Source organism: Roseobacter sp. SK209-2-6, from assembly GCF_000169455.1.
In the GTDB taxonomy this organism is placed as follows: Bacteria; Pseudomonadota; Alphaproteobacteria; order Rhodobacterales; family Rhodobacteraceae; genus Pseudophaeobacter.
In genome coordinates, this window is sequence record NZ_AAYC01000005.1 from 113,707 (window position 1) to 127,696 (window position 13,990).

Here is a 13,990-nt window from a genome sequence, read left to right on the forward strand (position 1 = left end):
GCGGGGTGGCGCAAGCGCGCCGTCCCGGGGGGGCGGTCCGGCGCGGCCCGGCCTGCGGCCGGGCGAGACATAAGGAGACCGCGCAATGAACCCTCCCGGACTGATGATCTCGGCGCCCTCCTCTGGCACCGGCAAGACCACCGTGATGCTGGGCCTTCTGCGGGCACTGGCTGAGGACGGCCTCACCGTGCAGCCCTACAAGAGCGGACCGGATTATATCGACCCGGCCTTCCACCTGGCGGCGGCGAAACGGCCCAGCTTCAATCTGGACACCTGGGCGATGGATGCGGGCCTGCTGGATGCGGTCACCGGTCAATCGGCGGGCGCGGAAATCTGTGTCGGCGAAGGCTCCATGGGGCTTTACGATGGGGTGGCGACACGCGGCCAGTCGGGGTTTGGCTCCTCTGCCGAAACCGCCAAGCGCATGGGCTGGCCGGTGGTTCTGGTTGTGGACGTGGGCGGCCAGGCGCAATCGGCGGCGGCCACGGCACTGGGGTTTAAGAATTACGACCCCGAGCTGCCCTTTGCAGGTGTGATCCTGAACCGGGTGGCAAGCCCGCGTCACGAACGCCTCACCCGGCTGGGGATGGAAAAAGCCGGTATCAAGGTGCTGGGCTCCCTGCCCCGGCGCGGTGATCTGGCCCTGCCGGAGCGGCATCTGGGCCTGATTCAGGCGGTGGAGCACCCGGATCTGGAAGCCGCCATCGCAGGCTATGCCGCCTTCCTGCGCGAAAATGTGGATCTGGAAGCGATCAAAGCCGCCGCCATGTCCGGTGCCGCGCCTGCCCCTGCCAGCCTGCCAACACCACCGGCCCAGCGGATTGCCCTGGCGCGGGATGCAGCGTTTTCCTTCACCTATCCGCATCTTCTGACCGGTTGGCGTGCGGCCGGAGCAGAAATCCTGCCCTTCTCTCCGCTGGCGGATGAGGCCCCAGCAGCGGACGCAGATCTGGTCTGGCTGCCGGGCGGATACCCTGAGCTGCATGGCGGCGCCCTGGCTGCGGCAGAGACCTTCCGTGCAGGCGTACGGAAACATGCCGAAACCAAGCTGGTGCATGGCGAATGCGGCGGCTATATGGCCCTGGGCGAAGCACTGATCGACAAGCAAGGCACCCGCCACCAGATGCTGGGCCTCTTGGGGCTTGTGACCTCATATGAAAAACGCAAGTTCCACCTGGGTTACCGCCGCGCTATTCTGCAGGCCGACATGCCCGGGTTTGGCACCGGCAATGCCCTGCGCGGGCATGAGTTCCACTACTCGACCATTCTGGAGGAACCTGACGCGCCCTTGGCCAATGTCATGGATGCTGACGGCAACCCAGTACCGGAAACCGGCTCGATCAAGGGCCATGTGACCGGCACCTTCTTCCACCTGATCACCGGAGAACAGGCATGAGCGGCTTTGTCAGCTTTGTGTCATCTGGCCCCGGTGACCCGGAGCTCTTGACCGTGAAAGCGGTGAAGCGGCTGGAAGCGGCGGATGCGGTGCTGTTTGACGATCTATCCTCCGGCCCGATCCTGAGCCATGCCCGCGAGAATGCGGATCTGGTGGGTGTGGGCAAACGCGCAGGACGTCCCTCACCCAAGCAAGATCATGTCAGCCAGCTTTTGGTGGATTACGCATCATCGGGCCTGAATGTGGTGCGGCTGAAGTCCGGCGATTCCGGTGTCTTCGGGCGGCTGGAGGAAGAAATCACCGCGCTGCGCGAGGCAGGTATAGGTTTTGAAATCGTACCCGGCGTGACTGCCGCATCAGCTGCTGCTGCGGCGGCGAACATCCCACTGACCCGGCGCATGACGGCGCGGCGGCTGCAGTATATCACCGGCCATGACGTGACAGGTGGCCTGCCGGAAAACCTGAATATGGCGGCTCTGGCCGACGGGGATGCCACCACAGTGGTCTACATGGGCAAGCGCACTTTTGCAGGCCTGTCGGAGAAGCTGATGGAGGCAGGCTTGCCTAAAAGCACCCCAGCGCTGGTGGCACTGGGCGTTTCCACGCCAGAGCAATCCCTGCATCGCCATACCGTGGGTGAGCTGCCGGACCTGTTACGTGCAATGGAGACGACAGCCCCGGTGCTGATCCTCTATGGTCCCCTGGCCGATCCGGAATGAGCCGGGACAAGACGAAAGACGCTGCCATGATTGAACTCACCCTCATTGGGATTGGGACAGGTAACCCGCAACATATGACCCTGCAGGCCATTGAGGCCCTGAATGCGCAGGATCTGATCCTGATCCCCAACAAGGGTGCGGGCAAGGACGATCTTGCCGGGCTTCGGCTGGAGATCTGCAAAGAAGCAATCCGGGGCAGCGGCCCGCGTATTGTAGAGTTTACCCTGCCGGTGCGGGATGAAGCGACCCAGAGCTACCGCAAGCGTGTAGATGACTGGCATGATGCGATTGCAGAGATCTGGTGGCAGAACATCACAGATCATCTACCAGAAGGCGGCAAGGTCGGGTTTCTCGTTTGGGGGGATCCATCGCTCTATGACAGCACCATGCGGATCGCAGAGCGGCTGAAATCCCTCACCCAGATCCAGCTAAACGTGATCCCGGGTATTACCTCCATTCAGGCTCTTACAGCCGCGCATGCGATACCGATCAACGAGATTGGGGCGCCCTTCATCATCACCACGGGTCGTCAATTGCGCGACAATGGCTGGCCGGACAGCGCCGAAACCCTGGTTATCATGCTGGACGGTCAGTGCTCATTCCAGTCTCTGGATACCGCAGGTATCACTATCTGGTGGAGCGCCTATGCCGGCATGGAAAATGAGATCAACATTTCCGGTCCGTTGGCAGAGGTCAGCGCCGAGATCCTTGCGACCCGCGCCAAGGCGCGACAGGATCATGGCTGGATCATGGATATCTACATTCTGCGTAGGACTGAGAGCTAAAGGCAAAAAATGTCTGGAAAGGTCAGGTCTGGGCAGCAGGCTTGACCCGCCCTGCAAGCCAGAGCGAGGAGAGCCCAGAGCAGATGATGATCGCCAGCCCCCAAAGCGCATAGCGGTCCGGGAGATCTCCAAAGGCCAGATAGCCGACGATTGCCGCCGCCAGGAGCTGACTATAGATCAAAGGGGCCACCACATTTGCGGGTGTGCTCCTGTTCACCACCACCAGCAAGAAATTCCCTGCTGCCGATCCCAGAGCACTGATCAGGATCAGACTGATCCCGTCGGATGTGTAGCTGGTTGGCATGTTGCCCAAGGCAAAGGGAAACAGGGCAATTCCGCCGATCGAAAGCTGCGACAGCAGCAGGAACCGCGGTCTGAACTCCCCGGCCAACCAGCGTGTAGCAACCAGGAAAGAGCCGTGAAAACAGCCCGCCAGGACAGCAAACCCCATCCCAATCCGCATATCCGCCCCTGGTTTCACCACCAAAAGGACACCGGCGAAACTCACCAATAGAAGCACGCCACGCCCCAGGGTGACAGGCTCTTTCAACAGCAGGGCTGAGAGTACGAAGGCCACAATGGGGCCAACAAAAAAACCACCAAATACATTGGCCATGGGTTCTGTGCGCAGGGCCGTCAGGATGCAGCTGATCGCAGCCGTCACCAGCAAGGCCCGCAGCCAGATGCGCCAATCCAGAAACCCGCGCAATTCGCCCGCAGTCAGCCCGGCAAAGGGCAAAAAGAGGAGCGCTGCCACCGCAAAGCGTGACCAGGCCACAAACAAGGGGGCAAACCCCTGCCTGGTCATTTCCTTGCCAGCGGCATCACCAATGACAATCAGAACCATTGCCAGGACGACAAGACCGAGAGCCTTTAGGGGAATGTGTTTCAATGGGGCTACCCCTGAATAAGTTGATCAACAAAGGGTCAGCCGAGCCAATCCTTGCGCATCAATGCATCCTGCAAGGCCAGCAGATCTTCACGCAGCTGAGCCATTGAAATCGGACCACCCAGGCAGACACGAACCGCCTCTTGTGGTTCCCCTGCGACGGTGAAGGCATCACTGGGCAGGATACCGATCTTGCGGTTTGCCATACGCCCCATGACCTCGGCCCGGCTGGTGCCCTTGGGCAGTTCCACCCAAAGACAAAAGGCTTCGGGCGCAGATTCGAAACGACACCCTTGTAGAATATCAGCCGCTAGCGCCTGACGCTCTCTCGCGGCCTGTTGCAGGTTTGCTTGCAGTGCAGCCGCTGTACCATCCTCGATCCAGCGTCCCATCAGGGCCAGGCTCAGCGGTGAGGGCATGATGTGCATGCTCCGTTGGATCTGGGCAAAGGCCCCCATCGCAACCCCATTGGGGATAGTGGTATAGGCCAGGCGCAGACCTGCCCCGAACACCTTTGAGATCCCCGCGATATGCCAGCCAAGATCCGGCAGGTGGCTGGAAATCGGCGCGGGCGCATCCGCTGCGATGAAGCAATAGGCATCATCCTCGATCAAAGGCAGATCAAAGCGCTTTAGGACCTCTGCGATTTCAAACCTTCGCTCTTTGGGGATTGTTCTGGTTCGGGGATTGCTCAGGGTCGGGTTCAGATAGAGCCCGGCTGGCCAATACTCCGTTATCAGGGCCTCCAATGCCTCTGGGATGATGCCATGCTCATCCTCCTTGACGCCGATGAGTTTCACCCCCAATTGTCCCGCAATAGAGCGCAGGCCGGGATAGGTCACGGCCTCACAGAGCAGGGCTTGGCCCGGCTCGGTCAGAAGCGTGAGAATCGCATAGATGCTCGCATGCGCTCCGGGTGAAATGGCAAGGCGCTCCAAGGGGGTGTCAAACCCATTCTCCTGCATCCAGGTCCGGGCGAGGTCACGATCCGCAGCACTGCCCGTCACCGATTGATAGCGCAGCAGTGGCACCAGATTTGCAGAAACATGCGCCACGCCCTGCGCCATCCGCCTGAGCAGCTGAGGCTCTTCCGGCTCTGGCGGCATGTTCATCATCGGATCTTCTTCCAGGCTCCGGCGTGGGTCCGGCTGGGCGGTTTCAGTCTCTTCCCCTGCCGGGCCGTTTGTCTCCCGCACAAAGGTGCCGCGACCAACAAAGCTTTCAATGTCTCCGCGCCGGACGGCCTCGGCATAGCCGCGAGATACGGTGGAGAAATCCACACCCAAAGCCTGCGCCACCCCGCGTTGAGGCGGCAGCCGATCACCCGGTTTCAAAATTCCAGATTCGATGTCCGTGCGAATGGCTTCAGCCAATTCAATATAGCGCGGCCTGCCTGTCGGAAGCAGCGAGGGGATCCATTGTGCCAATGCGATAGCTCCAAGGGCAATTACGGAAGGGCAATTGAGGGGCAGAACACCAAGGCGCTCCACCATTGCCCGCATTGCAATAGCAGGATTGTCTGGATTTGCAAACAAATTGATCGCATCAATGATTGCAATCAATTTCAAAACAAACTACACCGCTGCTGTCAGCACGGAGACCCCTTTGATGCAACACACAGAATCACCTGAGATTGAGCAGCCCACACCTACGATGCACATGCCCAAGGATGAACCAAACCTTCCGGAAGGCGAGACCGAGGTGGAAACCCGTGACTGGAAAGCGGCGGTTCTGCGCGGGCTGCGCCTGCGATGCCCCAGCTGCGGTGAAGGGAAGTTGCTGCACAGCTACCTGAAGGTTCGCCATAGCTGTGATCACTGTGGTCAGGAGCTCTTTCACAACCGTGCCGACGACGGCCCTGCCTATCTGACCATCCTGATTGTCGGGCATATTCTGGGTTTTGCGCTTCACATCACCTTTGTGCTTTACCGGCCTGATCCCCTGGTTCTGGCCCTGATCATGTCCGCCGTGACGATCGGCACATCGCTCTGGCTGTTGCCGCGTATGAAGGGATTGGTGGTTGCCTATCAATGGGCCAAACGGATGCACGGGTTTTAGACCCGGCCTGCGCCACTGCGACCGGGGCTTGGCCCGAGCCTAGGGCAAGGCACTTCTGATCCCTTTGGGCAGCGAGCCTCCTATGGCAGCGGGACCGGGCCGCTTTCTGTTGGCACTTGGTAGCCGCGCTGCACCGCTGGCCGCGCGGCCAACCTCTGATACCAGTTACAAACGGCAGGATAGGCCTTTAGGTCCACCTCCTGCCATTCAAATCTGGAGATCCAGGGCCAGATTGCCATATCCGCAATCGTATACTCACCCCTGCCCGCCCCCGCCACATAGTCCCGATCGCTCAATCGCTTATTGAGCACCTTGTAAAGACGGTGGGCCTCGCCAGAGTACCGCTCTTCCGCATAGGGTGCGGCACCTTTGTTGAAACGCAGGAAATGATGGACCTGCCCCAGCATCGGGCCCAAGCCCCCCATCTGCCACATCAGCCATTCCATCATCGCCCAGCGTTCTTGGCCTGCGCACAGGAAACGCTGCTCTTTCTCAGCGAGATAAAGCAGGATCGCGCCACTCTCCATCAGGCTCATCCCGGTTTCACGATCAACGATTGCAGGAATTCGGTTATTCGGGGAGATCTCAAGAAAATCCGGGGCCAACTGATCACCTGCGGTAATATCGATGGGTTTGACCTGATAGGGCAGATCAAGCTCCTCCAACAGGATTGAGACCTTCCGCCCGTTTGGCGTCCCCCAAGTGTAGAAATCAATCATTTCCGCCCTCCCCGCATATCTGCTTTTCTGACCACCTCTGCTGATCGGCGCCGTTGCAGCAGCTTTGACCGGAAATCTGCCCAAGCCAAGTCAGAAACCACAAGAGAGGACCAATTCTCACTTAGCAATGACAAGACCTGGAGTTCCAAAACGCCGCCTTGCGGCTGAATGGCAGGGCCCAGCCCCTGAAGCAGTCTAAGACGCAGCCGCCCAGTGCACCGGGACCTTTTGTGGTCCTCGGAATGCCCAGCCCCCAAAGGGGACCTCCCCATTCAGTTCGAGTTTCGGCAGGTATTCAAACAGCATGGGCAGGGCTGCCTCTGCAATCAGCGCTTTGGAAATCCAGGCCCCGGCACAGAAATGCGGCCCGGCACCAAAGCTGAGTGAGGGGCTGCAATCTTGAAAAAGGTCAAAGCCCTCTGGGTTTGAAAAGCGCCTCTCATCTCGATTGCCCGAGCCAAACATCAAAAACACCCGATCCTCCGGCAACAAACGCGCCTCTTCGATCTCATAGGGCTGAGCAACACGCCTTGGCGACATGCCGATTGGGGAAATCCATCGCGCATATTCTTCAAAGGCCTGCAGCCAGCTGGCCTCGCCCCCCAGGACCGCGTCGAGCTGCGCTGTGTGGGTCAAGAGCGCCCAGGCCGTACCGGCAATTGCATCGCGTGGCTCGTTCTGGCCGCCGGAAATCGCCAGCTTGATATTTGCGCGCACCTGCTCCTCCGGGAGGCCCGCGCGCAGTTGCACCGCAAGGAGCGACAGGTCATCCTCCGCAAAGCCGCGCGCCATCTCTTCGGATATGGCCCGATCGATTTCCGCAGTACAGAGATTGCAGTTTGCCTCAACCGCAGGATCCCCTTTGTAGTTTGCACAACCATCTATCATGCCCTGGCTCACCCGATCCATATCGAGAGCACTCATGCTGCTGAGGCCTGTCACCAGTTTCAGCGCCTCTGCCGAGACTGGCAGGGCAAAATCCGCAACCAGATCACAAGACCCCCGGCGCTGAAGCTGCTCCAAAATCTCGGCGGTTCGCGCCCGAAAGCCCTCTCGCCAGACCCGCTGCACCGTTTTGGGCGATACAGTCGGGAAGATCGCCCTGCGCTCAGCCATATGGTCCGCACCGTCCTTGCGCATCATGTTCTCGCCCATCAGCAGGGTCATCAGCCCCTTTGGCTGAACCGAAGAGAAGACATCGGTCTTTTTCTCTTCGCGAAAAATGTCGTCCCGGCGCGTCATCAGGAAGGCATCCAGTTGCGGCACATAGACCACCGCCGCAAGGCGGCGCATCGCCGCCAGATCCGGATAGGGATCCTGCCAAAAACGCTCTGGGTCGATGTCATAGGTTTTCGCGCGCACAGCCAGAGCCCTCCATGTTGACTTGTCAACTCAAACTCTGAACCCAGATGTGTTGCCCTGTCAACAAGCTCGGGATACCTTCCAGACATGAGCGATAAATCCCCCTCTCCCACCACGGATCTGGCAGATGATCTGTTTTTGGTTCACCCCGAACCGGATGACGGAGCCCCGGCGGCGCCAACACTCAGCTTTCGGCGCAGCCCCGTGGTACTGGTGACCTTTGCGGGCAACAGGCTCACCCGGAATGCGACCCGCGCGTATCAGGCAGAGTTTGGTATCGGGGTGATGGACTGGCGCATGCTGGTGATGCTGACCCGCCAACCGGGCTGCAGCGTGGCCCATGCAGCGCGCACCACCGGAATAGACAAGGCCGCAGTTAGTCGGTCGCTGGCCCATCTGGAAAGCGCAGGTCTGGCCAAGGCAGAGGCCTCTGGCGGCGATGAGAGGCGCAAATCCTGGCATCTGACCGATGCTGGCCAACAGCTCCATGCGGAGCTATTGCCGCGTGCGCTGGAAAGGCAACGCGGCCTGCTAAAAGGCTTCAGCGAGGACGAAGTGCATCAGTTCACCGGGTTTCTACAACGATTTCTGCACAATATCGAAGAAGCCGATTAACCACATCTCCAACCGCGCCGGGCCTCTGGCCCGGCGCCACGCCCAACAGCTTGCAGGTTTTCTCTGAAAACTGCCAGTTGGCGGGAGCTCTCCCCTCGGTCAGCGCGCGCCTCAGGAGCAACGGGAGCAACTCAACTTGTGTGCTATTATCCCTAGTAAACCTTGGGAACGTAGAGCTCATCCGGCAGGAACCGGCGTTCATAATCCGGGTTATACTCCCGGTCCGGCAGCGTGACCTTTTCGCTTTCGACCTCTTGATAGGGGATCATGCTCAGAAGATGCTCAATGCAGTTCAACCGCTCGCGCTTCTTGTCATTGCCTTCAACGATGTACCAGGGCGCTTCCGGGATATTGGTCCGCTCGAACATCTCCTCTTTGGCTTTGGTATATTGCTCCCACCGAATGCGGCTCTCCAGATCCATCGGGGACAGTTTCCACTGCTTCATAGGATCGTGAATACGCATCATGAACCGCAGCTGCTGTTCCTCATCCGTGATGGAAAACCAATACTTCAAAACGATTGTGTTTGAACGCACCAGCATGCGCTCAAACTCAGGCACGTCGCGGAAAAAATTCTCCACCTGGTTTTCATCGGCAAAGCCCATGACCCGCTCCACACCAGCGCGGTTGTACCAGGAGCGGTCGAAGAGAACGATCTCACCCGCCGAGGGCAGATGCGGCACGTAACGCTGGAAATACCATTGGCTTTGCTCACGACGGTTTGGGGCAGGCAATGCCACCACCCGCGCAACCCTGGGATTCAGACGCTGCGTGATCCGCTTGATTACTCCGCCTTTCCCGGCACTGTCGCGCCCTTCCATGATCACCAGAACCTTGGCCCCGGTTTCAACCACCCAATCTTGCAGTTTGATCAGCTCCGCCTGCAAGCGCAGAAGGTTGCGAAAATAGACCTGCCGGTCCAGCATCTCCGGGTGCTGTTCACGGTAGATCTTTCGCAGCTCCATCGAGAGCATCGGTTCTGCAAATTCGATTTCGATATCCTCATCCAAGGTGTCCTGCAGCTCAGCTTCGAGCCAGTCAAAGGAGTCCTCTTGGGTATCGCGGGTCACGGGCGCATTCCTCTCAGTTGTTGTTTGCAGATCGCTTTGCCAGAGCTCTAGGGTGCTTTGATGTCAGTTCCACGACGCAGTCCGCCAAACGCGGCAGAGCAGCGTGGGACGGTCCGGAACGGGATTCGGCACCAGGAGTTCTAATCTCCCTAGGGAATCGATTTTTGACCAAAGGTGCAAGCAGCTTCGCCAGATTTTGGTGGCAAATCTCGCTATGCCTGCCGCGCTGCCTCCAAAATCATGTCAGCTGCCTTTTCAGCAATCATAATGGTCGGCGCATTGGTATTGCCGCTGGTGATGCGCGGCATGACACTGGCGTCTGCAACCCGCAAACCGGACACCCCGCGCAGACGCAGCTCGCCATCCAATGGGGCGTCTTCACCCTGCCCCATATGCACCGTGCAGGTCGGATGAAAGATCGTGGTGCCAATGTCACCTGCCGCTTTGCGCAGGTCTGCCTCATCATCCGAAACGGGTCCGGGCTTCAGCTCTTCCGCAGCATATTGCGCCATGGCGGGCTGTGCCATGATTGCACGGGCCTGCCGGATTGCGGCAACCGCCACCTGTCGATCCCCTTCAGTCGACAGGTAATTTGGCGAAATTTTAGGGGCTTGCAGCGGATCCGGGGAAGAGATCGCAACATGGCCACGGCTTTCGGGGCGCAGATTGCAGACACTTGCCGTCAACCCAGGGAAGTCATGCAGAGGCTGCCCAAAGGCTTCCAGCGTCAGGGGTTGCACGTGGTATTCCAAATCAGGTGTCGCCAGATCCGGCCGCGATCTGGCAAAGGCCCCCAATTGGCTGGGCGCCATCGACATCGGGCCAGAGCGTTTCAACGCATATTCCATCCCGATCTTCGCCTTGCCCCAAAGCGAATTGGCCAGCGTGTTCAAAGTGTGCCCCTGCTTCAACCGCCAGGCACAGCGCAGTTGCAGGTGGTCCTGCAGATTGCTGCCAATCGCCGGCGCGTCCTTCAGAACGCTGATCCCGTGTTCCTGCAACAACTGCCCCGGACCCAAGCCGGAAAGCTGCAGGATCTGCGGGCTATTGATTGCCCCTGCCGACAGGATCACCTCTGCGCGCGCATGCGCGGTGAGAACCTTATCCCCTTTCTGGTATTCCACCCCGGTAGCGCGCCCAGCCTCAACCAGGACTTTGCGGCAATGGGCCTGGGTCTCCACCTTCAGGCAATCATTCTGGCTGGTTCGCAAAAAGGCCTTGGCCGTGTTCATGCGCCAGCCATCCCTTTGGTTCACCCGGAAATAGCCAACCCCTTCGTTGTTGCCGGTATTGAAGTCCGTGACCTTGGGCAGACCCCAGCTGGCGGCAGCCTCCATCCAGTCGTCCAGAACATCCCAGTGCAAGCGCTGGTTCTCGACCCGCCATTCGCCGCCTGCCCCATGCAGCTCTGAGGCGCCATCGACATAGTCTTCGGACTTCTTGAAATAGGGCAGCACATCGTCCCAACCCCAGCCAGGCAGCCCCAGTTGACGCCAGCCATCATAGTCAGCGGCCTGTCCGCGCAGATAGAGCATGCCATTGATAGAGGAGCACCCACCCAGAACCTTCCCCCTCGGATAGATCAGACTGCGCCCGTTCAATCCGGGATCCGCCTCTGTCCGATACATCCAATCGGTGCGCGGGTTGTTGATGCAGTAGAGATAACCCATCGGGATATGAACCCAGTGGTAGTTATCCTTACCCCCAGCCTCGAGCAGAAGCGTTTTATATCCTGCATCGCTGAGCCGCTTTGCAATCACGCAACCCGCACTCCCTGCACCGGCAACGATATAGTCCCACTCCATGCTTTGCCTCCGCATTTGCTGCCGTATTTCACCGCATTGCGACAAGGCCTGCAACCGAATGCGGTGCGAAACATCAATTTTTCAAGTGCTTGCGCGCAATACGCTCAGACTGGGAGGGCGGTTGTCTTGAACACCGTCCGCAGCGCAAAGCTAGATTGCATCTGCGCAACGCCCGGCAGACGCGCGAGATGCTGGCGGTGGATCCGCGCAAAGTCATCGGTGTTTTCCGCCACGACTTTGAGAATGTAATCAGCGGTCCCCGCCATCAGGTGGCACTCCAGCACGTCGGGGATACGGGCAACCGCACGCTCAAAAGCATCCAGAACATCATCCGCCTGCCCCTGCAGGGTGATTTCCACAAAAACGGTTGTGGGCACCTTCATTTTGCGCGCATCTAACAGCGCAACATAGTCTTTGATATAGCCCTCACTCTCGAGCCGTTGCACCCGACGATGGCAGGCCGAAGCCGAGAGGTTCACCTTTTCACTGAGGTCCGCATTTGAGATGCGACCCTGGCGCTGAAGCGCCTGCAGTATACGACGATCTGTGCTATCCAGAGACATTTCTGCTAATTTCCTTGCTCACTTTACCCATTATATTCGAAGAATCTTCGAAATGCATGTTTTTATTCTGCTCAAAAAAGCAGCACCTTTTGTTTGTTCTGCGTCAGACTGACGCAAAGCAAACGGAGGAGTTGCACATGAAAATCGGTTGCCCCACAGAGATCAAACCTCAGGAATTTCGCGTCGGCATGACGCCTGACGCCGCCCGCGAGGCGGTCAACAACGGTCATGACGTTGTGATCCAAAAGGGCGCAGGCCTGGGCGCTGGCTTCACTGATGAAGACTATGCAGCAGCCGGTGCAGTTGTGCTGGACACCGCAGAAGAGATCTTTGCCACCGCGGATATGATCGTAAAGGTGAAGGAACCTCAGGCGGTTGAGCGCAAAATGCTGCGCGAAAACCAGCTGCTCTTCACCTATCTGCACCTGGCACCCGATCCAGAGCAGACCCACGACCTGCTGGAGTCGGGCTGCACCGCAATCGCCTATGAAACCGTGACCGACGACCGTGGTGGTCTGCCCCTGCTGGCCCCAATGTCCGAAGTTGCCGGTCGCCTGGCACCTCAGGTTGGCAGCTACACCCTGCAAAAGGCCAATGGTGGTCGCGGCGTGCTGATGGGCGGCGTGCCCGGCGTTGCTCCGGCCAAGGTTGTTGTCATCGGCGGCGGCGTTGTCGGTACTCATGCAGCCAAGATCGCTGCAGGCATGGGCGCAGATGTCACCATCCTCGACCGCTCGCTGACCCGCCTAAAGTATCTTGACGATGTCTTTGGCCGTGACTTCAAAAACCAGTACTCCACCGCTGGCGCAACTGCTGAACTGGTCCGCGACGCAGATATGGTGATCGGCGCGGTTCTGATCCCCGGTGCAGAAGCGCCGAAACTGGTGTCCCGTGCGCAGCTTTCCGAGATGAAGCCCGGCGCGGTGCTGGTTGATGTGGCCATCGACCAGGGCGGCTGCTTTGAGACCTCCCGTGCCACCACCCATGCCGACCCGATCTATGAGGTCGACGGCATCATGCACTACTGCGTGGCCAACATGCCGGGTGCTGTGGCCCGCACTTCGACCCAGGCCCTGGGCAATGCGACCCTGCCCTTCATGCTGAACCTGGCCAACAAAGGCTGGCGTCAGGCCTGTGAGGATGATCCGCATCTGCTGAACGGCCTCAACGTCCATGCCGGCAAGCTGACATACTATGCGGTTGGTAAAGCCCTCGGCCTGGATGTGATCTCCCCGAGCCTGGCACTGAAGTCGTAAGTTCAGCACAACGCCAAATGCTCATCGCCCGCCAGCGCCTCCCTGCTGGCGGGTTTTTCGTATCAAGATGATCCCTCTACCGCATATTGCATGGACCTCAGAGGGTTTTTCCCCCTAGCCAAAACATGCAAATTCAATTCAGATTTAGGGATGAATTGGGGCACGTCTCCAACTCACTCCTAAAATGGGAATAGGGACAGGAAAATGCTTTCTGAATTCAAAGACTTTATCGCCAAGGGCAATGTCATGGACATGGCGGTAGGTATTATTGTCGGCGCAGCCTTCACGGCTATTGTCAAATCCATGGTGGGTGATCTGATCAATCCGATTGTTGGCCTCTTCACCGGAGGTGTGGATTTCACCAATTCCTATATCGTGCTGTCCGGTGAGGTCGCGGCAGGGGCTTCGCTGGAAGCGGCACGCGAGGCCGGCGCCGCAGTCTTTGCCCATGGCGCCTTTATCATGGCCGTGATCAACTTCCTGATCATTGCCTTTGTTGTCTTTATGCTGGTGCGCTACGTCAACAATGTGAAAGAAGCCGCCGCACGCAAAGAGGAAGCCGCGCCAGAACCCGAAGCGCCAGCAGGGCCAACCGAATTGGAAGTCCTTCTGGAAATTCGCGACGCGCTCAAGAAGTAAACCTGCCGGTTTTCGACCCCCAAGCCCCCAACTTTGGGGGCTTTTTCTATTGATCTTCCCCTTGTCGCAAAGCGGTCGATCGTGGTCATAGCACATCCAACACGCAAACAAATG

Annotated in this window: 14 protein-coding genes; 7 read left to right on the forward strand and 7 right to left on the reverse strand. The window is 58.9% G+C overall.

What is annotated here, in order from left to right; translation table 11 throughout:
• Positions 1-85: 85 nt before the first annotated feature.
• The 3 genes from RSK20926_RS09570 to cobF are packed head-to-tail and all read left to right on the forward strand — an operon-like array spanning position 86 to position 2,900.
• Positions 86-1,396: a cobyrinate a,c-diamide synthase gene (locus RSK20926_RS09570; RefSeq protein WP_008206227.1), complete on the forward strand. Its 1,311-nt coding sequence runs from the start codon at positions 86-88 to the stop codon at positions 1,394-1,396.
• Positions 1,393-2,115, forward strand: coding sequence for a uroporphyrinogen-III C-methyltransferase (gene cobA, locus RSK20926_RS09575; RefSeq protein WP_008206229.1), 723 nt, complete (start codon positions 1,393-1,395; stop codon positions 2,113-2,115). Before RSK20926_RS09570 ends, cobA begins: the two co-directional genes overlap by 4 nt.
• Positions 2,116-2,141: 26 nt before the next feature.
• Entirely contained in the window at positions 2,142-2,900 is a 759-nt protein-coding gene (gene cobF, locus RSK20926_RS09580) for a precorrin-6A synthase (deacetylating) (protein ID WP_037254650.1), read from the forward strand.
• A 22-nt stretch (positions 2,901-2,922) separates the two neighbouring features.
• Here cobF and RSK20926_RS09585 read toward each other — a convergent pair whose 3' ends face one another.
• Both RSK20926_RS09585 and RSK20926_RS09590 read right to left on the reverse strand, forming a co-directional pair.
• The gene (locus tag RSK20926_RS09585) at positions 2,923-3,792 is read right to left on the reverse strand and encodes a DMT family transporter (RefSeq protein ID WP_037254565.1); all 870 of its coding nucleotides are present in this window, start codon (positions 3,790-3,792) and stop codon (positions 2,923-2,925) included.
• A gap of 35 nt (positions 3,793-3,827) precedes the next feature.
• Positions 3,828-5,216 (reverse strand): aminotransferase-like domain-containing protein, encoded by a 1,389-nt coding sequence (locus RSK20926_RS09590; protein ID WP_037254652.1) that lies wholly within the window; start codon positions 5,214-5,216, stop codon positions 3,828-3,830.
• A gap of 232 nt (positions 5,217-5,448) precedes the next feature.
• Between RSK20926_RS09590 and RSK20926_RS09595 the strand changes: the two genes are divergently transcribed.
• Positions 5,449-5,847 carry a DUF983 domain-containing protein gene (locus tag RSK20926_RS09595; protein ID WP_232281876.1) on the forward strand — a complete coding sequence of 133 codons (399 nt, stop codon included), beginning with the start codon at positions 5,449-5,451 and terminating at the stop codon, positions 5,845-5,847.
• An 80-nt stretch (positions 5,848-5,927) separates the two neighbouring features.
• Here the strand turns inward: RSK20926_RS09595 and RSK20926_RS09600 are convergent, their stop codons facing one another.
• A complete protein-coding gene (locus RSK20926_RS09600; protein WP_008206237.1) occupies positions 5,928-6,566 on the reverse strand; it encodes a glutathione S-transferase family protein in 639 nt (212 codons plus the stop codon).
• A 195-nt stretch (positions 6,567-6,761) separates the two neighbouring features.
• The gene (locus tag RSK20926_RS09605) at positions 6,762-7,928 is read right to left on the reverse strand and encodes a cytochrome P450 (RefSeq protein WP_008206238.1); all 1,167 of its coding nucleotides are present in this window, start codon (positions 7,926-7,928) and stop codon (positions 6,762-6,764) included.
• An 87-nt stretch (positions 7,929-8,015) separates the two neighbouring features.
• On the opposite strand from RSK20926_RS09605, the gene RSK20926_RS09610 reads away from it, so the two are divergent.
• Entirely contained in the window at positions 8,016-8,543 is a 528-nt protein-coding gene (locus tag RSK20926_RS09610; protein WP_008206239.1) for a MarR family winged helix-turn-helix transcriptional regulator, read from the forward strand.
• A 152-nt stretch (positions 8,544-8,695) separates the two neighbouring features.
• Here the strand turns inward: RSK20926_RS09610 and ppk2 are convergent, their stop codons facing one another.
• From ppk2 to RSK20926_RS09625, 3 genes are all read right to left on the reverse strand, one after another.
• On the reverse strand, positions 8,696-9,613 hold the full coding sequence (gene ppk2 / locus RSK20926_RS09615; RefSeq protein WP_008206241.1) for a polyphosphate kinase 2: 918 nt from the start codon (positions 9,611-9,613) through the stop codon (positions 8,696-8,698).
• A 212-nt stretch (positions 9,614-9,825) separates the two neighbouring features.
• A complete protein-coding gene (locus tag RSK20926_RS09620; RefSeq protein ID WP_008206243.1) occupies positions 9,826-11,418 on the reverse strand; it encodes a GMC family oxidoreductase in 1,593 nt (530 codons plus the stop codon).
• A gap of 104 nt (positions 11,419-11,522) precedes the next feature.
• Entirely contained in the window at positions 11,523-11,981 is a 459-nt protein-coding gene (locus tag RSK20926_RS09625; protein WP_008206245.1) for an Lrp/AsnC family transcriptional regulator, read from the reverse strand.
• 137 nt (positions 11,982-12,118) lie between these two features.
• On the opposite strand from RSK20926_RS09625, the gene ald reads away from it, so the two are divergent.
• Positions 12,119-13,237, forward strand: a complete 1,119-nt coding sequence (gene ald / locus RSK20926_RS09630; RefSeq protein WP_037254568.1) for an alanine dehydrogenase — start codon at positions 12,119-12,121, stop codon at positions 13,235-13,237.
• Between the two features lie 204 nt (positions 13,238-13,441).
• Positions 13,442-13,876: a large conductance mechanosensitive channel protein MscL gene (mscL, locus tag RSK20926_RS09635; RefSeq protein WP_008206248.1), complete on the forward strand. Its 435-nt coding sequence runs from the start codon at positions 13,442-13,444 to the stop codon at positions 13,874-13,876.
• Positions 13,877-13,990: the final 114 nt, after the last annotated feature.

Excerpts from the sequence above, each read along its gene's own strand:
- RSK20926_RS09625 (WP_008206245.1), bottom strand. The coding sequence starts at position 11,981 with ATGTCTCTGGATAGCACAGATCGTCGTATACTGCAGGCGCTTCAGCGC.
- RSK20926_RS09610 (WP_008206239.1), top strand. The coding sequence starts at position 8,016 with ATGAGCGATAAATCCCCCTCTCCCACCACGGATCTGGCAGATGATCTG.
- RSK20926_RS09595 (WP_232281876.1), top strand. The coding sequence starts at position 5,449 with ATGCCCAAGGATGAACCAAACCTTCCGGAAGGCGAGACCGAGGTGGAA.
- ald (WP_037254568.1), top strand. The coding sequence starts at position 12,119 with ATGAAAATCGGTTGCCCCACAGAGATCAAACCTCAGGAATTTCGCGTC.
- RSK20926_RS09620 (WP_008206243.1), bottom strand. The coding sequence starts at position 11,418 with ATGGAGTGGGACTATATCGTTGCCGGTGCAGGGAGTGCGGGTTGCGTG.
- RSK20926_RS09600 (WP_008206237.1), bottom strand. The coding sequence starts at position 6,566 with ATGATTGATTTCTACACTTGGGGGACGCCAAACGGGCGGAAGGTCTCA.
- mscL (WP_008206248.1), top strand. The coding sequence starts at position 13,442 with ATGCTTTCTGAATTCAAAGACTTTATCGCCAAGGGCAATGTCATGGAC.
- cobA (WP_008206229.1), top strand. The coding sequence starts at position 1,393 with ATGAGCGGCTTTGTCAGCTTTGTGTCATCTGGCCCCGGTGACCCGGAG.
- RSK20926_RS09570 (WP_008206227.1), top strand. The coding sequence starts at position 86 with ATGAACCCTCCCGGACTGATGATCTCGGCGCCCTCCTCTGGCACCGGC.
- cobF (WP_037254650.1), top strand. The coding sequence starts at position 2,142 with ATGATTGAACTCACCCTCATTGGGATTGGGACAGGTAACCCGCAACAT.